Below are 19386 nucleotides of genomic sequence, written 5' to 3' on the forward strand. Positions count from 1 at the left end.
CTGGCCAGCGGCCGCGGGTCAGTCCCTGATCCTCGCCGCGCCGAGCCGCTCGGCGTGCGCCAGCACCCGCCGCGCGATCTGCGGGCCGTCGTCCCGGCGGTCCAGGTGCCGCGGGATGAGCCCGCGCTCCGCCGCCTCCCACAGCTCCGGCTGGGAGATCCGGGGCGCGGTCCGCGCCCGCAGCCGCGACAGGGAGACCTCGAGCTGGGGCAGGACGATCGGCGCTCGGGGCGAGCGGAGCAGCGCCGGATCGATGCAGCACGAGAGATCGTTCGCCGCGCTGGCGCGCGCGTTCAGCGCGGGGATGCCGAAGCGCGTCTCCAGGGTGCGGAGGACCGACACGTGCTCGAGCTCCGTGCTCACCGCGCAGCCCTCGCGGACGAACGGGCCCGCGACGATCGACGGGACCCGGAAGCCGAGCTGCGAGAACCGCGGGTCGTCGTCCACCGCCGTGGGGGGCGCGACGTGGTCGAAGAAGCCGCCGTGCTCGTCGTACGTGATCACGAAGAGGCACTGTCCCCACTGCGGGCTCCTCGCCAGCGCGCTGTAGATGCTGGCGATGAGCACCTGCCCGAGCTGCACGTCGTGGTCGGGGTGGTCGTCGTTCGCCGCGGCGCCGAAGAACTGGGGATCGATGATGGAGAACGGCGGGAGCAGCCCGGCGGCCGCGTCCTCGAAGAAGCGCTCGATCCCCGCGACGCCCTTGAACCTGAAGTACGCGCCCGAGCACCACGGGACGTCATGGTAGTAGTTCCTGCTCGGGATCCCCGCGTCGCTCAGCAGCTCGAACACGCTCGTGAAGCCGATGACCGGCACGTTCCGGGAGACGCCCTTCGACGTGGCGCCGTGCAGGTAGAGCCGGTTCGGCCAGGTCGGGCCGAGCACCGAGCAGAACCAGCGCTCGCAGATCGCCGACGCGTCCGCGAGCGCGTAGAGGATCGGCAGGTGCTCCCGCACGTGGTAGCCCATCACGTCCCGCTGGTCGGGCCCCGCGTGGGCGATCACGAAGCCGTCGTTCCTGCCCTGGTTCCACTGCGCGTGGGCCGCGTCCCAGCTGTGCGGCGGGTCGGCGGGCGTGAAGTTGTCGAGCTGGAACGGCGAGACCAGCGCCCCGTCCGGCGCGCGGTTCGACTCCATCCCTGTCAGTCCATCGATCCGCCGGCCCTCCCTCAGCAGCAGCGAGCCGAGGTAGTGGTCGAACGAGCGATTCTCCATGCACAGGACGACGATGGTGCTGATGGGCGCGAGCAGCTCTTCCGGGCTCAGGTCGCCTGTCTCCGCGCAGCGATCCGCGGCGGCGCCGTCGCCCCTGCCGTCTCCCACCTGTCCTGCGCTGCCCGCTCCTCCCGGGACGTCCTCCGCTTCCGCGACGCCAGCGCCTCCGGACCCGTCGCTGCCGCCGCTCGACGCCGCGTCACCCTGGAACGCCGCGCTCTCGGCGGCGTTGCACCCGAACGTCGCGGTGCCGAGCGCGGCGCCGAGCCCCGTCAGCACGTCACGGCGAGTCAGAGGATCACGCGGCGATACATTCTGTTTCTTCATCGCACACAGGATCCCCAGGACCGCGGGGCCGAGGAAGGACTTTTGATGACGCCGAGCGCATGTCCGGGAAAACCCTTCTTTCCGTTGAGGCGGAGAGATGGTATGCAGGGGAGTTGCGGGGGCCTGCGTCCGCACTCTGCCAATTCCCGATGAGCTCAAATCCGCTCCCAACTTCACCTGATGGGATAGATGCCGTCGTGAACGGCCGGTCGCTTCGGCCGCTGCGCCTGTGCATCGTGGACATGAACAACGGCCACGTGAACCAGGCGATGCGCTGCCTGCGCGGGATTGTCGCGGCGTTCTTCGAACGTGTTCGGACGCACAACCCGGGCATGATCTGCGAGGTTGTCGAGGTCTCGCCCCGCGACACCAACGCCCCGATCCCGGAGGCCTGTGATCTGTACCTCTCGTCGGGGGGGCCCGGCTCTCCCTTCGATGGGGAAGGGGAGCCCTGGACGCGCGACTTCTCACGCCTGCTCGACGGCGTCGTCGAGTCGGCGATCCGGGGGGGCGCAGACCGGCGCGCGCTCTTCGCGATTTGCTACTCGTTCGAGCTCGTCGTCCATCATTACCGGCTGGCCGACATCGTCCCGCGCGCCGATCGCAAGTTCGGCGTGATGCCCATCTACACGACCCCTGCTGGCCAGCAGCATCCGCTGCTGTCTCCCTTCGGTGACCGCCTCTTCGCGTTCGAGCACCGCAACTGGGAGGCGGTGAATCTCGACGAAGGACGGCTCTCGTCGTTCGGGGGCAAGCTCCTTGCCCGCGAGAGCCGTGACGGCATCTCGAAGGGCCGGGCGATCCTCGGCCTGGAGGTCGCGCCGGGCGTCGAGGCGGTCCAGTTCCACCCGGAGGCGGATCGCGCGGGCGTCATGAACTGGGTCGCGCGCCCCGAGCAGGCGGCGGCCTTCAAGGCGACCTATGGCGAGGTCACCTACCAGGCCATGCTGCGCACGCTGGACGATCCCAGGCGGCTCGCGCGCACCTACGCGCTCGTCATCCCGGGCTGGCTCGGGCGCTGCTTCAACGAGATCGCCGTCCACCGCGGCTACGTCGAGCTTCCGCCCATCGAGGACATTCCGTGCACGCGGTTCGGCGCGCACTGCCGGGCCGAGGAGCCGGCCGCGTCGCCTGCTCGCTCGTCCAGCGCCGGCGAGCAGGTCGCGAGCCGCATCTGAGCCGATCGCCGCGGCGACGCCGTGTCGCGCGGGGTGGGGAGCGCGCGGGGCGTCGCGCTCCTGAAGCGACGCGAGGCTGGTCAGGATCCGAGGCCGGCCAGCGCCTGGGCGCCTGGCGGCCGGCAGCTCACGCCTTGCGCGATGACCTCCCCGCGGCATATCGTCATGGAATCAAGGATGAGCGCGAGCAGGGCTCGCGAGCCAGCATCCGTCGCCGGGGTCCCCTCGGGCACGCATGAGAGAGAACGAATGAATCACTCGCGCCCGGCCGCTTCGAGGAGTCACCCTTCGCCGGACGTCGGCGGACCGGCGACGGCCGAGGGGGGGCGCGCGGAAGGCGACGCGCCCGGGGCCGCGATGGCCCCGCAGCCCTCCGCGCAGGCCGAGGGCCCCGCGGCGCACGAGCTCCGGAGCGAGTCGCGCGCGAGCGAGACGGACCCGATCGCCATGTCGCAGGTCCGCGATGCGCTCGCGGAGCTGAGCCGCGGGCGCGCGCCGCAGCCGCACGTGCTGCTCATGATCTACCACCGGCACGGCACCGAGACGGTGCGGTTGACCGAAGGCGTGGGGGTCGTCATCGGCCGGGATCCGACCGCGGACGTCGCGATCATGGAACGCAGCCTGTCGCGACGTCACGCGCGCTTCACGTTCCAGCGCGGCGACGTGCTCATCGAGGATCTCGGCTCGACGAACGGCACCTTCCTGAGCGGGCAGCGCGTCGAGCGGGGCGTCTTGAAGCCGGGGGACGAGGTGATGCTCGGGGAGATCACGGCGTCGCTGCGCGTGATCGCGAGCGCCGAGCTGCCGGTGCTCAACCTCGATCTGCTGGACGCCCCTCGCGGCGCGCTGGAGCGGACGCCGCTGCCGAGCGCCGACGGCCTGATGGGCGGGCCGACGCCGGCGGGCGGGATGCGCGCGGTCAGCGACGAGGGGCTCGTGATGCGCAGCCCCGCCATGCGGCCGGTGCTCGAGACCGCCATGCGCCTCGCGCGCTCGTCCGCCCCGGTGCTGCTCCAGGGCGAGACGGGGACGGGCAAGGACGTGTTCGCGCGGCTGATCCACGAGGCCGGACCGCGCCACAAGAAGCAGATGGTGCGCGTCGGGTGCAGCGGCGTGCCCGCGCAGCTCCTGGAGAGCACGCTCTTCGGGCACGAGGCCGGCGCGTTCACCGGCGCGACCCAGGCGCACGAGGGCGTCTTCGAGACGTGCGCCGGGGGCACGGTGGTGCTCGACGAGGTGGGCGACCTCCCGCTCTCCTCGCAGGCCGCGCTGCTGCACGTGCTCGACACCCGTCGCGTGGTCCGCGTCGGCTCGACGAGGGAGATCGAGGTGGACGTGCGGATCGTCGCGACCACGCACCGCGACCTCGAGGCGATGTGCGTGGCGGGCACGTTCCGCCCGGACCTCCTCTACCGGCTCAACGCGGTGCCGCTGCGCATCCCTCCGCTTTGCGAGCGGCGGGAGGACATCGGGCCGCTGGCCCAGCGCTTCCTCCAGCAGGCGAACGAAGTGCACCGCCGGAACGTGCGCTCGCTCTCTCCGGAGACGCTCGCGCTGCTCGAGCAGTATCCGTGGCCCGGGAACGTGCGCGAGCTGCGCAGCGCCATCGAGCGCGCCGTCGTCATCGCGCGGGGGAGCGTCATCACGCCGCTCGACCTGCCGGAGGGCCTCCACAACCTCTCGGCGCGGAAGCTCTCCACGCCGCCGCCGCCCGCGGAGCGGCCGGCCATCGAGATCGCGACGCCCGGGCCAGCGCCGATGATCGGGCTGAAGGCGCAGATGGATCGCCTGGAGGCCGAGATCATCCTCGACGCGCTCCGCGCGACCAACGGCAACCTGGCCATGGCGGCGCGCCGGCTCAGGATGCCGCTGCGCACGCTCCAGGAGAAGATCGCCAGCCACGGGCTGAAGCGGTCCGACTACCGGGACGGCCCGCCGTCGCGCTCGAAATAGGGGCCCTCGCCGCGAGGCGGCGGTCCGAAGCGGCGACGCGCCCGCGGATCAGCCTTCGTCCTCCAGCACCGCCAGCGCGGCGTTGCGCCCGCACGCGCCGTGGACCCCGGCGCCCGGGTGCGCGTAGGACGAGCCCAGGTACAGGCCTCGGACCGGCGTCCGGTAGCGGAAATACGGGAACACCGGCCGGAAGAAGAGCTGATGCCGGATGTCGGCGGAACCTCCGCCGAGATCGCCGCCGAGGAGGTTCGCGTCCATCGCCTCGAGATCGTCCGGCGACCAGATCGCCCGCGCGAGGATCCGCCGCCGGAAGCCGGGGGCGAGCTCCTCGATCCGCGCCTCGACCCGATCGGCGAAGCGCTCGCGCGAGGCCGCCCAGCCGCCGTCGATGGAGGAGGGGACGCGCGAGTAGGCCCAGAGGGTGTGGCGCCCCGCCGGCGCGCGGGTGGGATCGGCCAGCGACTGCTGTCCGATCACGAGGTACGGGTGATCGGGGAGCGCGCCCGCCCGCACCTGCCGCGTGAACTCGGCCAGATCGTCGAGGCTGTCGCCCGCGTGCACGACCGCGGCGCGCGCGGCGTCCTCGTGCGACCAGGGGACCGGCCCGTCGAGCGCCCAGTCCATCTTGAAGGTGCCGAACCCCCGGCGGAACCGGCGCATGGCGCGCTGGATCCGGGCCGGGACGACCGCCGCCTCGAGCAGGCGGAGGTAGAGCGTCGGCGCGGCGACGTCGGCGACGATCGCGCGGCGGGCGCGGATCTCCTCGCCGCCCGCGAGCCGGACCGCGACCGCGCGCCCCTCTCGGACGAGGATCTGCTCGACCCGGGCGCCGCAGCGGACGCCGCCCCCGCGCTCCTCGACGCGCCGGAGCAAGGCGCGCGTGATCGCGCCGGCGCCGCCCTCGGGCACCGCGAAGCCGCCGCTCGACGCGAGCAGGGTGAGCATGAAGCCCACGATGGCCCCGCAGGGATCCTCCGGGCCCACGTCCGTGTGGAGGGCGAGGCCGGGGACCACGCGCCGGGCCGCCTCGGTCCGGAAGGTGCGCGTCGCGAAGCCGCGGCCGCTCGAGAGGACCACCTGCGCGAGGCGGAGCAGGTTGAGCGGACCGAAGCGCAGCATCGCGCCGAGCGCGGGCGGCGTGGAGAGGAGCGCGTCCAGCATCCGCTCGCGCGTGCGCGCGTGCCACCCGGCGATCCGGCGCCAGGTGGGGCCGTCGTCCTCGCCGAGCGACCGCGCCGTCGCCTCGACGTCGCGCGCGATCGACGCGCACGTCCCGTCGGGCGCCGGGTGGGCGCTGTCGATCGGCGCGTGGCGCCACACGAGGCCCGCCCCCGGCAGGTCGAGCGGCAGCAGCGCGGGGCTCGTCTGCCCGAAGGGGAAGAACGCCGCGCCCAGGTCGTGGCGGAAGCCCGGGAGCGTCACCTCGCGCGTGCGCACGGCGCCGCCCGGCTCCTGCTCGGCCTCCAGCACGAGCACCGACAGGCCCGCGCGGGCGAGGTACGCCGCCGCCGTGAGGCCGTTCGGCCCCGCTCCCACCACGATCGCGTCAGGGTCTCTGCTGTGCATCGTCTGCGGTCCCTCAGCCCACGAGCTGCGCGCTCGCCATGGCGCGGTTCGACGCGACCGCCTGGCCCGTCCTCCCGACGACCAGCACGCCGATCGCGAGCACGTCGGGGAACATGGCGACGCCGCGCTGGGCCGCGCGCGCGGGCGCGACGCCGTCGGCGAGCCAGTCGTAGACCGTGCGCGCGAGGAAGCGGCGCGCGATCTCCTCGCCGATCCCGGTCGCCGCCACGGCGCCGTGCGGGCCCGCGTAGATCCCCGCGCCGAGGAGCGGCACGTCGCCGACGCGGCCGCGCAGCATGTAGGTCGAGCCGCCGGTGGACGCCGCGGCGGCGAAGCGGCCGTGCGCGTCGCGCACGACGGCGCCGACGGTGTCGCACTCGATCGGCTCGGCGTCGAAGTTCCAGAACTGCTTCGCGGTGAGCGCATGGAACCGCGCCGCGTCGCTCGAGAAATCGCCGTCCCCGTTGCCGCCCAGCGCGGCGAGGGCGCGGGCGTGCTTCTCCCGCGCCCCCTCGGTGACCGGGTCGTGGTCGTCGAACCCGAGCCGGCGCGCGAACGCGGTCGCCCCGACGCCGGCGAGGAGCAGGTGCGGCGTCTCCAGCACCTTCGCGGCGACGAGGACGGGGTTCTTCACCCGCTCGATGGACGCGACGGCGCCGAACCGCCCGTCGCTGGCCATCACGGCGGCATCCATCTCGATCGTCCGCCCGTCCAGGCGGAGGTTCGAGCCCGTCCCGGCGTTGAAGCGCGGGTCGTCCTCCAGGCGCGCGACCGCCGCGATCGCGGCCCCGAGCGCCTCTCCGCCTGCGTTCAGCACGCCGAGGGCATCGTCGGCGGCCGCGGCGCAGGTATCCGCGTGGCTTTGCGGGGAGGTCACCCCGCCGTGCGTGAGGATGACGTGGTTCACGTCGTTCCCTTGCGCGTACCATGGCCGCGCGCCGCCGCGAAGCCGGCCGGGCATGCGGCCGGAGCGGCGCGAGGCGCGCCTCCGCCGACCGGGGCGCCGGCGAGGGTGCCGGGCCGGACCGCTGCGCTCGACACCTTGCCGCGCTCCTGATACGTCGCGCGTTCAGCCCCGCCGCGGGGCCGGCGCCGGCCGGGCGCCCGCCGCGGGGCGCCGGCGGCCTCGCCGGACGCCGCCCATCGAGGAGAGCAGAGACCGTGGCCAAGAACGAAGCGCCGAAGACCGCCATCACGCCGACGCGCAACGAGGACTACCCGGAGTGGTACCAGCAGGTCGTGCGCGCGGCCGATCTCGCGGAGACCTCCCCGGTCCGTGGCTGCATGGTGATCAAGCCGTGGGGCTACGCGATCTGGGAGAACATCCAGCGCGAGCTCGACGGCATGTTCAAGGCGACCGGGCACAAGAACGCCTACTTCCCGTTGTTCATCCCGAAGTCGTTCCTCGAGAAGGAAGCGGAGCACGTCGAGGGGTTCGCGAAGGAGTGCGCCGTGGTCACGCACCACCGGCTCGTGGCCGGCCCGGGCGGCGGGCTCATCCCCGACCCCCAGGCCCGGCTGGAGGAGCCGCTCATCGTGCGCCCCACCTCCGAGACGATCATCGGCGCGGCGTTCGCGAGCTGGGTCCAGAGCTACCGGGATCTGCCGCTCTTGATCAACCAGTGGGCGAACGTCGTGCGCTGGGAGCTGCGGACGCGCCTGTTCCTGCGGACGGCGGAGTTCCTGTGGCAGGAGGGGCACACCGCGCACGCGACCGCGGACGAGGCGCGCGAGGAGACGCTGCGCATGCTCGGCGTCTACTCGACCTTCGCGCGCGACTTCCTGGCGATGCCGGTCCTCGAGGGGCCGAAGACGGCGAGCGAGCGATTCCCCGGCGCCATCGACACGTACGCGATCGAGGCGATGATGCAGGACCGAAAGGCGCTGCAGGCCGGCACGAGCCACTTCCTCGGGCAGAACTTCGCGAAGGCGAGCGGCATCAAGTTCCAGACCAAGGAGGAGACCGAGGAGTACGCCTGGACGACGTCGTGGGGCGTGTCGACCCGCCTCGTCGGCGGGCTGATCATGACCCATGGCGACGACGACGGCCTGGTGCTCCCGCCGCGCCTCGCGCCCGCGCACGTCGTGATCCTGCCCGTGTACCGGGGCGAGGACACGCGCGCCAAGGTCGACGAGTACATCGACGGGCTCGCCAAGGAGCTCCGGGCGCAGCGCTTCGGCGAGCGGCGGATCGAGGTCGAGATCGACCGGCGCGACATCCGCGGCGGCGACAAGCAGTGGGAGTGGGTCAAGAAGGGGATCCCGCTCCGGATCGAGATCGGGCCGCGCGACGTCGACAGCGGCGTGGCGATGGTCGCGCGCCGGGATCGCCCGCCGAAGGACAAGTCGAGCATGGCGCGCGGGGAGCTCGTGGGGCGCATCACCGAGATCCTCGGCGACATCCAGGCGGCGCTCTACGCGCGCGCGCTCGCGATGCGCGACGCGAACACGCACGTCATCAACGATCGCGCCGACTTCGACGCTTTCTTCGCGTCGAAGGGGGACAAGGAGGCGCAAGGGGGCTTCGCGCTGGCGCACTGGTCCGGCGATCCCGAGATCGAGGCGGAGGTGAAGAACGCCTACAAGGTGACCATCCGCTGCATCCCGACCGGCGGGTTCGACGGGGCGCCGTGGGCCGACGCGGTGGCCGGCGAAGGGCGGTGCATCTTCACCGGCAAGCCGAGCCCGCAGCGGGTGGTGTTCGCGAAGTCGTACTGAGCGGCGGCGCCCGCCGGCTCACCGGCGCGCCGCCCGCGCCGCGCGCGGCTGGAGGCGGGGGCGCGTCGCGCGGGGCATGCGGCGCGGCTCACCGGCCGAGCGCCGGGAGCACGTGCTCCGTCAGGATGGCGGGGAGTAGCCCTAGCTGCGCGCAGCGGCCGTCGGGGCCCGTCCCGGCATAGCCGCGCACGTAGAGGCTACCCCCGTCGTACATCCGGGTGAGCCGCGGCGCGCCTGCCGGCGCATCCGTGCCGCTGCCCGGGGTGCCGGCGGGCGCGCCGTTGCCGCTGGCGGTCACCGCGACGGGGCTCGCTCCGATCTCGTTCAGCAGGAACGTGGCCGTCTCCTCCGTGGACGCGTGGCCGCGCGCCGGGGTCTCCGTGTGCGTCAGATAGAAGAGCGGCGCGCCGCGCGTGGCGGCCCTGGCCAGGGCGACGTACGGGGCGAGCTGCCCGGGGACGAGCGAGGTCTGCCCCGGCATGTAGGTTCCATGGAGCGCGTCGAGGAGGAGCAGCGCATCGACAGGCCGGCTCCCGCGCTCGATGACCCGGCCGACCGCGCCGGAGCCAGCGCTCCAGGACGACAGCAGCAGGCGGCGCGCGTGCGCGCCCGCGATCCCGGCGGCGCTCTCGACCTCGCGGTCGATCGCCTGGAGCAGCGCGTCCCAGCGGTCGCCGTCGAGGGCGCGTGCGTACTCGCTCGAGCGGGTCCCCAGATCGACCCCGGCGACGACCAGATCGAGGTTCCTGGGCGCCAGCACCTTCCGCGCGGGCTCCGCGCCGTGGAAGTGAAGGAGGAGATCGTAGCCGCCGTCCGCGCCGATCGCGCGTGCCGGCGGAACGAGCAGCCTACCCAGCGGGAGCGGCCGCCAGCGTTCGTAGGCGCCGAAGCCCTGGTCCGCGAAGTCGCACGCCGCGTGGGCGTCGGGCGCCGCGGGCTCGGGCTCTCCGCCCTCGAGCCCCGACGACGACACCGCGGGCGCGCTCGCCGACGCCGGGGCGGGCGAGGCGCTGAGCTCCTTGCCCCGGCGCAACAGCAGGACGCCGCCGAGGACGCCGAGGCTCGCCGTCAGGAGCAGCGCGTCGCGGAGCTGCCGCGCCCTGCGGTCGCTCAGAACCCGGGGTTGATCACGGTGGGGACCCACTGCGTCGAGGGGGGCTTGGCCGGGGTTGTTCTTCGCTGGATCCGAGGGCTCGCGCCGGCGGCCGTCGCGCCCGGCGCCGCGGCGCCCGGCGGCGTGGCGGATGCCGGCGCGCCCTCGCCCGTGTGGGCCGGAGCGCTCGCGCCGCGCTCCTCGGGGGCAGCGGCGTCGCTCGCGCCCGCCTGCGCGGCGCCGGCGCTGCTCGTCGGGACGGGGGCAGCGCCGGGCGACACCGCGGGCGCGTCGGTCGCGGACGCGGCCGCCGTCGGGCCCCCGGTGCGCGCGACCCTCATGATCTGCTCGGACGGCCGCTGCGGCGCCGGCTGCCGGAGCCAGATCAGCGCTCCGCCCAGCGCCGCGACGAGCGTGAACGACAGGGCCGCCACGAGCGCGGTTCCAGCGCGGCGCCGCGCCGCGGGGATCTCGATTGGATCGAGCGATGTCGCCCGGCCGGGCGAGCTCTGCGGCCGCGCCTCGGGCAGCACCCCGGACGCGATCGAGGGCGCGCTCGGTCGGGGCGCGAGGTCTTGCGCGTTCGGGAGGCCGGAGGGGAGCTGCGTGAAGAAGAGCTCGCTGATGCTATCGCGAACGAGCACCACCTCCGGCGCGATGGAGGCCCGCTCGTCCAGCATGCGGACCGTATCGCGCAGCGCAGCGCGCCGCCGCTGGATGCGGTCTCCAAGGAGCTCGCGCACGAACACCCCGACCTCGTGATCCGCCACCAGCGGCTCCTTCGCGAGCACGGCCTGCACCGCGCTCGCCAGCTCGAGCATCGTCTGGTAGCGCCTGGCCGGGTCCTTCTGCAGGCAGGTCATCACGACGTGCTCCAGATCGGGCGGGTAGTCCGGGTCGCTCAGGCGAGGCGACAGCGCCGGCCGGGAGATGATCTGATTCAGCGTGAGGAGGTCGTTCTCCGCGGCGAAGGGGTGCGCGCCCGTCGTGAGCTTGTAGAGCACGATCCCCATCGCGAAGATGTCGGTGCGCCGATCGAGCCGGTCGCCGCGCGCCTGCTCCGGGGACATGTACGGCACCTTGCCCTTGATCTGCCCCGCGGTCGTGTCGTTGCGCGCCCGGTTCGTGGCCTTGGCGACGCCGAAGTCCACGAGCTTCACGTGGCCGTCGTACGTCACGAGGATGTTCTGGGGCGACACGTCGCGGTGCACGAGCCCGAGCAGCTGATCGTCGTTCAGCGGATCCCGGAGCTCGTGCGCGGCGTGCAACCCGAGGCAAGCCTGGCCGAGGATGCGGAGCAGGATGCGCAGCGGGATGACGACGTCGCGCTTGCTCGCCGCCCTCGCGATGACCGACAGCGCCTCGCCGTCGACCCACTCCATCACGATGTAGAGGATGTCGTCCTGCTCGCCGAGGTCGAGGATCTCGGCGACGTTGGGGTGGTGGATCCCCGACGCCAGCCTCGCCTCCTCGAGGAACATCGTCTCGAACTGGGTGTCGTCCGAGAGCGACGGCAGCATCGTCTTGATGGCGACCGTCTTCTGGAAGCCGCGGAGCCCCTTGCGGCGCGCAGCCCACACCGTGGCCATTCCCCCCTGCGCGATCGGCAGGAGGAGCTCGTACTGCCCGAGCTCCTTTCCCGGCAACAGCTGGGGGTGAGGCGTCATGGCGATGGCGGTGCGCTCCTGGTTGAAACGCGGGGACCTCGAAACGCTCGAGCGAGTCTAGCATCCGGGCCCCGCGGTAGCGCCATGTGATGCCATTCACACACGAGCGGGCCGCTGGCGTCCTGTCAACGCCGGACGATCGCGATCACGCGCCAGGCGGGACCGGCCCCCACAGCTTCTCGTAGATCTTGGTGAGCTTCTGGTGGGTCTCGGACGTGAACCCGTTGACCGGGTACGGCCAGCGGAAGCCGTCGCCCATGGCCTGATTGCACGAGAGGGAGACGAGCAGGTCGACGGGCGTGGGGTTGCCTGGCCGCAGCATGGAGATCCCGAGGCCAGGATAGAAGCAGTTGCTGCGGTCGGCGGAGAAGCTGTCCTCGTCGCCGAAGACGTCGAGGATCTGCTCCTTGAGCTCCTCATCGACCTCGTCGCTCGTGAGCTGGCGCTGGCTGAGGATGACGAAGTTCTTGAAGCGCGGCTGGGCCGGGATCACCGCCGGCGCCGCGGTCTGTCCAGGGATGAGGCCGGGCGGGATGACCCCGGGCAGTACCTGCTGCAGCCCCTGGAGGGCTGCCTGTCCCATCTGCTGCAGCTCGGGCGGGAGCCCCGGGATCAGGGCCGGGGTCTGGGCCGCCGCCGTGGGCACCGGTGTGGGCTCCTGCCCCTGGAGGCGAAGCACCGTCACCTGCGCCTTGTCCATCTCGTCGAACGGCGCCGTGCGGGCCGCGCAGCCGACGACGAGGGGTGCCAGCAAGGCAATGCCTGCGAGTGTTCGGGTCGTGAGGTTCATGTTCTCTTTGACGTTCGTCTAGCACGGCTATGCGCCGGAAGGTGAAGCGCGACTACCCCTGCAGGCTCTCGACCCGCTCCCCCCGCGGCCGGCCTCACATGGAGCTCGCGCCGAACTCGTACAGCGCCCGGATCTCGCTCAGCCGCGCCGCGATGTCGGCCCGGGTCACCGTCGCGATCCGCCGCGTGCCCACCGCCTCGACGCAGAACGAGGCGGTCGCCGTGGCGTGCAGCATACCGCGACGGAGCGCGAGCGGCGTGATCTCCGGCTGGCACGCGAGGTACCCGATGAGCCCGCCGGCGAACGCGTCGCCGGCGCCCGTCGGATCGATGACGTCCTCGAGCGGGAAGCCGGGGGCGGCGAACACGCCGTCCTCGTCGAAGAGCAGCGCCCCGTGCTCGCCGCGCTTGATGATCAGGCGGCGCGGGCCGCGGGACAGGATCTCCTTGGCGGCGCGGCGGATATTGTACTTGCCCGAGAGCTGACGTGCCTCCTCGTCGTTGACCACGAGCGTGTCGATGCGGCGCAGCATCGCGGCGACCGCCTTCGGCTCGCCCTCGATCCAGAAGTTCATGGTGTCGGCGAGCACGAAGCGCGGCGACCGGACCTGCTCGAGCACGTCGAGCTGGAGCGCGGGGTGGATGTTGCCGAGCAGGACGAACGGCGTGTCGCGGTACGCCTCGGGCAGCTTCGGCGCGAACGACGCGAACACGTTGAGCTGCGTGTCCAGCGTCGTGCGATGGATGAGATCCTCGTCATAGCGCCCGGCCCAGCGGAACGTCTTGCCCGGCGCGCGCTCGACGCCGTCGACGGCGATGCCCCTGGCGCGCATCGCCGCGAGCGTCTCCTCGGGGAAATCGTCGCCGACCACGGCGACGGTGCGCACCGGGGCGAAGCAGGAGGCCGCGAAGGACGCATAGGTGGCCGAGCCACCCACGACGTCCTTGGCGCTGCCGGAGGGGAGCTCGAGGTCGTCGAAGGCCATCGAGCCGATGATGAGAATCGCGGATGAGGTCGTCACAGGCGCCTCTTAGCGGGGTTTCCGCGGAGCCGCTAGCGGCGCGCATCGTTTCTACGACGCCGCGGCCGTCATCGCGGGCCGAGCAGCGCGAGGCCGCGGCCTTCCGCCGGCCCGGGAGGCAGGCCGCCCGGCAGCCCTGGGCGGCGCGCCGGGCAGGGCGGGGCGGTCAGTCGGCCTTCGGCCGCGGGCCGAGGAGCCACTCGAGCCGCGCCTGCGCGTCGGGCGAGGTCGCGTCCGGCGACGTCATGACGGCGTTGCGCAGCGCGCTGCGCGCGGGGCTCCGCGACACGTCGGGCAGGCCGTGGGCGAGCGTCCGTGCCACGTTCCGCGCGTGCACGATGTTGCGGTTCAGCACGGCGATGACCGCCTCGACGTTCACCGCCTCCTCCGTCACGCGCCAGCAGTCGAAATCGGTCGTCAGCGCGAGCGTGGCGTAGGGGAGCTCCGCCTCGCGCGCGAGCTTCGCCTCGGGCATGTTGGTCATCCCGATGACGTGCGCGCCGAACGCCCGGTACATGAGGCTCTCGGCCCGCGTCGAGAACTGAGGCCCCTCGATGCAGACGTACGTGCCGCCGCGGTGGACGCGCGCGGTGGTGGTGAGCGCGGCCTCGTGGACGGCCGTCGCCAGGATGGGGCACACCGGATCGGCGAACGGGATGTGGGCGACCACGCCGTCGTCGAAGAACGTCGAGGCCCGGCGCTTCGTGAGGTCGATGAACTGATCGACGACGACGAGGTCGCCGGGCGCGATCTCCTCGCGCATCGAGCCCACGGCGCTGACGCTGAGCACGTGCGTGGCGCCGAGCATCTTCAGCGCGCAGATGTTCGCGCGGTAGTTGATGGTCGACGGCGAGAAGCGGTGCCCGCGGCCGTGGCGCGGCAGGAAGAGGACCGTCGCGTCTCCGCCCTTGACGTGGCCGCGGAGCACCACGTCGCTCGGCAGGCCGAACGGCGTGGACACCGAGACCTCCTCGACGCCCTCCAGCCACCCCATCTCGTAGAGGCCGCTGCCGCCGATGATGGCGAGCACGTCGTTCCGTTCACCCTTGCTCATCGCTCAAACCTCCGCTCGGCGAGCAGCCGCTCGCACAGGAGCGCGCGCCGCTCGCGCCGGCACCGCTCCGCAAAGACGAGGGAGCGTAGCTGCTCGTAGGCGCGGTCCACCTCGTCGTTCACGATCACGTAATCGAAGAAGCCGTAATGCTCGATCTCCCCCTTCGCGTTGCGGAGGCGGCGGAGCGTCGTGGGCTCGTCCTCGGTGCCGCGCCCGCGCAGGCGCCGCTCGAGCTCGGCCAGGGACGGCGGCAGGATGAACACGGCGACCGCCTCGGGGAGGCTCGCCTTGATCTGCCGCGCGCCCTGGTGATCGATGTCGAAGAGGACCCCGCGCGCCGTGGCGCGGGCGATCTCGATCTCCTTCAGGCTCGTGCCGTAGAGGTGATCGTGCACCCGGGCCCACTCGGCGAACGCGCCGATGCGGATCATCTGCTCGAACGTGCTCGGGTCGACGAAGTGGTACTCGCGGCCGTCCACCTCGTTCGGGCGAGGCCGCCGCGTCGTGTGGGAGACCGAGAAGCGCAGGTCGGGGAACTCGCTGCGCAGCCTCCCGCAGAGCGTCGTCTTCCCCGCGCCGGACGGGGACGACACGATGAGGAGGAGGAAGTCGTCACTGAGTGCGTCGGTCGACATGCTCTCCTGTCACTCGATGTTCTGGACCTGCTCCCGCAGGCGCTCGAGCTCCACCTTCATCGCCACGACGTGCTGGGAGATGGCGGCGTCCTGCGCCTTGGAGCCCAGGGTGTTCGCCTCGCGTACCATCTCCTGAAGCAGGAAGTCGAGCCTCCTTCCGCAGGGATCGCTCCCGGGCGCCGAAAGCGCCCCGCCGAACTGGTCGAGGTGGCTCCGCAGCCGGGTGATCTCCTCGGTGATGTCGCTGCGCTCGGCGAGCAGCATCACCTCCGCCTCGATCCGCGTCGCCTCGAAGCCGGCGTCGACCCCCTGGAGCAGCCGCTCGACCCGCTCGCGCAGGCGCCGCCTGAGCGCCTCGCGCGCCTCGTCCGCGCGCGCCACCACCTCGGACGCGAGCGCGCGGAGCGTCGCCACGCGGCCGCGCATGTCGCTGGCGAGCGCCTCGCCCTCGCGGAGGCACATGCCCTCCATCGCGTCGATAGCCCGCTCGATCGCGAGCTTGAGCGCGCCGCGGACCGCCGCGATCTCGTGGCCGGTCACGGGGGCGAAGAGGTCCGGCACGGCGCAGAGCAGCGAGAGGGGCACCTCGGCGCCCGGCGCGAGCTCGTCGCGCAGCTCGGCGAGCGCGCGGAACGCCGCGCGCGCCTTCGATTTGTCGAGCGCGCTCGGGGCCAGCACCGCCCCCTCGGTGCGCACGACGATCTCGATGCGCCCGCGGCGCAGCCGCTCGCGCGCGACCTGCTCGGCGAACATCGTCAGATCGACGAGCTCGCGCGGCAGCCGCGCGCGCACGTCGAGGAAGCGCTGGTTCACCGAGCGGATCTCGGCGACGACACGCCCCTCGGTGAGCGAAGCGTCACCGAGCCCGAAGCCGGTCATGCTCCGCACGCGCCGCCTCGCTCGACCTAGCTCGCCTGGTGCCCGGTGTCCGCCGCCCCTCTGGACCTGGGCAGCGGAACCTTGCCAGAGGTGAGCGTCGCCGAGGCGGCCGCGGGGCCCGCCTCGCGGAGCGTCCGCAGGTACGTGACCGTGGGCGCGATGCCGTTCTCCCAGCGCACGCGGGGCTCGTACCCGATGAGCTCGGCCGCTCGCGAGACGTCGGCCAGCGAGTGGCGGATGTCCCCGGCGCGGGGGGGCAGGTGCTCGACGGCGATGTCGCGCCCGAGCGCCCGCGAGATCTCCCTGCAGAGCTCGTTCAGCGCGATCCTGCGCCCGCCGGCGATGTTGATGATCTCGCCCCTGAACCGCTTCGACGACGTCGCGCCGAGCAGGTTCGCGGCGACGGTGTTCTCGATGTAACAGAAGTCGCGCGTCTGCTCGCCGTCGCCGAAGATCGGGATCGGCCGGTCCTGGAGGGCCGCGTCGATGAAGCGCGGGATCGCCGCGGCGTAGGCGCCGTCCGGCGTCTGGTTCGGCCCGAACACGTTGAAGTAGCGCAGGCTCAGGGTCTCGATGCCGTAGATGTCCGCGAAGACCTTCATGTAGTGCTCGCAGGCGAGCTTCGTGACCGCGTAGGGCGACAGCGGCATCGGCTCCATGCCCTCGTGCTTCGGGAGGGCGGGCGTCTCGCCGTACGCGCTCGACGAGGCCGCGAAGAGCACCCGGCGCACGCCCTGCCGGCGCGCCACGTCGAGCACGGTGACCGTGCCGCCGACGTTGACGGCGTCCGCCTCGACCGGCGTCTCGACGCTGCGCGGGACCGAGCCGAGCGCGGCCTGGTGGAAGATCACCTCGACGCCCGCCGCCGCCGCCGCGACCGCGGACGCGTCCCGGATGTCCCCGGTGACGCGCTCGATCAGCGACTGGTGCGGGAGCCCGTCGAGGTGCTCCCACCGGCCCGTGACCAGGTTATCGAGGACGCGGACCCGCTCCCCGGCGGCCGTCAGCGCCGCGACGAGGTTGCTTCCGATGAAACCGGCACCGCCGGTGATCAAGTAGCGAGGCGTGGACATGTGGGGGCTCCGCCGGCGTGCGCCTACTTCTTCTTGAAAAGGTTGTCGAGCTTGGAACGAGCGTCCGCGATCCGCTTCGAGTTGTCCTCAGGTACGCCGTTCTTGAACGTGAAGAAAGTACAATAGTTCGCCCTTTCCCGGTCCGGGATGTACTCGGCGATGTGCTCTTTGCACTGGTTGTGAGCGGCGGGGTCCCAGTTCTCGCAGTTCCTGCAGCAGTGGAGGTCGACACCGCAATGGGGGCAGGTGTCCGCACGCTGGAGCTTCACCTCGAAGATGAGCTCGTTCTTGCATTTATGACAGAAGTGCCGCTTCGCCTCGACCTTCGGAATCCAGCTCATGGTGTCCCATCCGGTACCACGACGGAGGCCGATCTGGCAGGCCGAACATGCCGGAGCGGGGCGCTGGACGGCGCCAGCGGCCTTTCTGTCCGACGCGAGGGCCGACGCGAGGGCCGACGCGAGGGCCGACGCGAGGCCCGCGCGGCGCTGCCCGGACGCCGGGGCGGCAGGTCGCCGTGGACGAAGCAGGCGCCCTGGGCAGGGCGCTGCCTCGCTCGCCCGTCCGTGCCCGCGCGGCGGGCTACACCAGCCCCTTCCGTCGCTGGATCTCGCCCATGACCCGCTGGTACTCGATCTCCCAGGTGCGGGACCCTTCCTGCACGTGGCGGAGCTTGCCCCGCACCTCCGTGTCGAGCGCCTCGTCCATTTCGAGGTATTTCCGGAGGATGGGCCTTATCCGGCGCCGCAGGTCGTGGTCCTCGACGAAGACCTCCTCGACGTTGTTCGAGTACATCAGCATCTCGAGCAGCTGGTCGAGGAGATAATCCATGGTTTCCTCGCCTGTCTTGATCCCCTTCTGCTCCGCGGCCAGGCGCTTGACCCGGTTGAACTCGCCCTGGGGGAGCCCGCGTGCCTGGAGGATCTCTTTCGCCCGCTCGGTCGCTTCCCGCTCCGCTTGCAGGTAGCTCGTGAACACCGACTCGATGTCGAGCGCGACCTCTTTTTTCGATTCGCACTCGATATCGCGATTGTCCACGAGCGCGCGGACGATTTCTTCTGTGAGAGGAGTAATTTTGCCGCTAAAGAGGCGCATCCAACGTCCGTAGCTGGAGGAGCGGTCGAACTGGCTCCCCCGTGCAGGGGTTCGTTCACGGGGCGTGCCCGGCTCAGACCGAAAGGTACGGGCCGCGTATCCGAGATGTCAACGCAAGTGGGAGGTGCCGGCACAGTTCGGGACCGCCCGGCCGGCGGGGGCCTCCCGGGGACAGCCGGACCGCAACACCGCAAACCGCAGGAGCAGCCGCGATGATGATGGGTAAGGATGCGATGGCACGGAGCGTCAGGGTTCAGCCTGGCGCGCTCGGGAACGACGGTGGACTCGACCTCGACTCGCGCAAACGTCGGGTTGTCCGGCGCGGCGCGATCGGCAACGCGGCATCCCCGGCCACGCAGGCGGCGCTGGCCGACGGGGGGACGATTCAACGCGTCGCGAAAGGGCGCCACCTGGTGACGCAGGGCGACGCGGCGACCGGCCTCGCGATGCTCAGCCTTGGCAGAGTCCGGCTGGTCCGGGGGATGAGCGACGGGCGCAGCCTGTCGCTCGGCTACAGGGGGGCCGGCGACGTGCTCGGCGAGGCCGCGCTCGGCGGTGTCACCGCCCACCGGGAGAGCGCGATCGCGACGGAGGACGTCGAGGCGCTCATCGTTCCCCTCGCGACGGTCCGGAGCCTGATGGCGAGCGACGCCAACTTCGCCGCCGCCATCGTGACCACCCTGGTCGAGCGACATACCGACACCGAGGAGCGCCTGGCCTCGATGCTCTTCCGCAACGTGGAGGCCCGGCTCTGTGAGTTCCTGCTCAAGGCCGCGACGCGCTGGGGCATCCCCGATCCGCGCGGGGTCCTCATCTCCGCACCGTTCACCCATCAGGAGATGGCGAGCATGATCGGCTCGACGCGCGAGACCGTCACGCTCACCCTGGGCGACCTCCGGCGCAAGGGGGTGATCGAGATCGATCGCCGCCGGATCGTCGTCCTCGATCGCGACGCGCTGAAGAGCCGCATCTGAGCCCGTACGCCCGGCGGCGCCGTCGAGGAGGCTCATCCTCTCGTCCGCGCGCCGCCCGCTGATGTCCAGGCCGCCCGCCAGGCGGCCCACTTCCCACAGCCCGACTGCTCCCGGTGCCACAGCGGCGCCCGCGCCCGCGACGGCCGCC

General features: G+C 72.2%; 17 protein-coding genes. 4 read left to right on the forward strand and 13 right to left on the reverse strand.

The window, feature by feature from the left end:
• Nucleotides 1–18 precede the first annotated feature (18 nt).
• On the reverse strand, nt 19–1494 hold the full coding sequence (locus tag WMF31_RS19225; RefSeq protein WP_436603346.1) for an alkaline phosphatase family protein: 1476 nt from the start codon (nt 1492–1494) through the stop codon (nt 19–21).
• Between the two features lie 245 nt (nt 1495–1739).
• On the opposite strand from WMF31_RS19225, the gene WMF31_RS19230 reads away from it, so the two are divergent.
• On the forward strand, nt 1740–2720 hold the full coding sequence (locus WMF31_RS19230) for a hypothetical protein (protein WP_436603347.1): 981 nt from the start codon (nt 1740–1742) through the stop codon (nt 2718–2720).
• Nucleotides 2721–2969: 249 nt separating this feature from the next.
• Nucleotides 2970–4673 (forward strand): sigma 54-interacting transcriptional regulator, encoded by a 1704-nt coding sequence (locus tag WMF31_RS19235; RefSeq protein ID WP_436603348.1) that lies wholly within the window; start codon nt 2970–2972, stop codon nt 4671–4673.
• 48 nt (nt 4674–4721) lie between these two features.
• On the opposite strand, the gene WMF31_RS19240 is transcribed toward WMF31_RS19235, so the two are convergent.
• The gene (locus tag WMF31_RS19240; RefSeq protein ID WP_436603349.1) at nt 4722–6239 is read right to left on the reverse strand and encodes a phytoene desaturase family protein; all 1518 of its coding nucleotides are present in this window, start codon (nt 6237–6239) and stop codon (nt 4722–4724) included.
• Nucleotides 6240–6252: 13 nt separating this feature from the next.
• On the reverse strand, nt 6253–7146 hold the full coding sequence (locus WMF31_RS19245) for an isoaspartyl peptidase/L-asparaginase (protein ID WP_436603350.1): 894 nt from the start codon (nt 7144–7146) through the stop codon (nt 6253–6255).
• Nucleotides 7147–7400: 254 nt separating this feature from the next.
• Here WMF31_RS19245 and proS point away from each other — a divergent pair, with 254 nt between their 5' ends.
• A complete protein-coding gene (proS, locus tag WMF31_RS19250; RefSeq protein WP_436603351.1) occupies nt 7401–8957 on the forward strand; it encodes a proline--tRNA ligase in 1557 nt (518 codons plus the stop codon).
• A gap of 88 nt (nt 8958–9045) precedes the next feature.
• On the opposite strand, the gene WMF31_RS19255 is transcribed toward proS, so the two are convergent.
• The 10 genes from WMF31_RS19255 to WMF31_RS19300 form a co-directional block, all read right to left on the reverse strand.
• On the reverse strand, nt 9046–10101 hold the full coding sequence (locus WMF31_RS19255; protein WP_436603352.1) for a hypothetical protein: 1056 nt from the start codon (nt 10099–10101) through the stop codon (nt 9046–9048).
• Nucleotides 10068–11717 (reverse strand): serine/threonine-protein kinase, encoded by a 1650-nt coding sequence (locus WMF31_RS19260; protein ID WP_436603353.1) that lies wholly within the window; start codon nt 11715–11717, stop codon nt 10068–10070. Before WMF31_RS19260 ends, WMF31_RS19255 begins: the two co-directional genes overlap by 34 nt.
• Before the next feature lie 145 nt (nt 11718–11862).
• A complete protein-coding gene (locus tag WMF31_RS19265) occupies nt 11863–12507 on the reverse strand; it encodes a hypothetical protein (protein WP_436603354.1) in 645 nt (214 codons plus the stop codon).
• 94 nt (nt 12508–12601) lie between these two features.
• On the reverse strand, nt 12602–13528 hold the full coding sequence (locus WMF31_RS19270; protein ID WP_436603355.1) for a PfkB family carbohydrate kinase: 927 nt from the start codon (nt 13526–13528) through the stop codon (nt 12602–12604).
• A 166-nt stretch (nt 13529–13694) separates the two neighbouring features.
• The gene (gene mtnP / locus WMF31_RS19275; protein ID WP_436603356.1) at nt 13695–14582 is read right to left on the reverse strand and encodes an S-methyl-5'-thioadenosine phosphorylase; all 888 of its coding nucleotides are present in this window, start codon (nt 14580–14582) and stop codon (nt 13695–13697) included.
• Nucleotides 14579–15217, reverse strand: a complete 639-nt coding sequence (gene gmk / locus WMF31_RS19280) for a guanylate kinase (protein WP_436603357.1) — start codon at nt 15215–15217, stop codon at nt 14579–14581. The genes mtnP and gmk overlap by 4 nt, the downstream gene beginning before the upstream one ends.
• 9 nt (nt 15218–15226) lie before the next feature.
• Nucleotides 15227–16096: a YicC/YloC family endoribonuclease gene (locus tag WMF31_RS19285; RefSeq protein WP_242516593.1), complete on the reverse strand. Its 870-nt coding sequence runs from the start codon at nt 16094–16096 to the stop codon at nt 15227–15229.
• 26 nt (nt 16097–16122) lie between these two features.
• Nucleotides 16123–17169, reverse strand: a complete 1047-nt coding sequence (locus WMF31_RS19290) for an NAD-dependent epimerase/dehydratase family protein (protein WP_436603358.1) — start codon at nt 17167–17169, stop codon at nt 16123–16125.
• Nucleotides 17170–17192: 23 nt separating this feature from the next.
• Nucleotides 17193–17510 carry a hypothetical protein gene (locus WMF31_RS19295; protein ID WP_129348066.1) on the reverse strand — a complete coding sequence of 106 codons (318 nt, stop codon included), beginning with the start codon at nt 17508–17510 and terminating at the stop codon, nt 17193–17195.
• A gap of 241 nt (nt 17511–17751) precedes the next feature.
• Nucleotides 17752–18264 (reverse strand): DUF507 family protein, encoded by a 513-nt coding sequence (locus WMF31_RS19300; protein WP_436603359.1) that lies wholly within the window; start codon nt 18262–18264, stop codon nt 17752–17754.
• Between the two features lie 233 nt (nt 18265–18497).
• Between WMF31_RS19300 and WMF31_RS19305 the strand changes: the two genes are divergently transcribed.
• Nucleotides 18498–19238 (forward strand): Crp/Fnr family transcriptional regulator, encoded by a 741-nt coding sequence (locus tag WMF31_RS19305; protein WP_436603360.1) that lies wholly within the window; start codon nt 18498–18500, stop codon nt 19236–19238.
• Nucleotides 19239–19386: the final 148 nt, after the last annotated feature.

The sequence above is a fragment of the Sorangium sp. So ce1036 genome (assembly GCF_051369805.1).
GTDB classification, from domain to species: Bacteria; Myxococcota_A; Polyangia; order Polyangiales; family Polyangiaceae; genus Sorangium; species Sorangium cellulosum_F.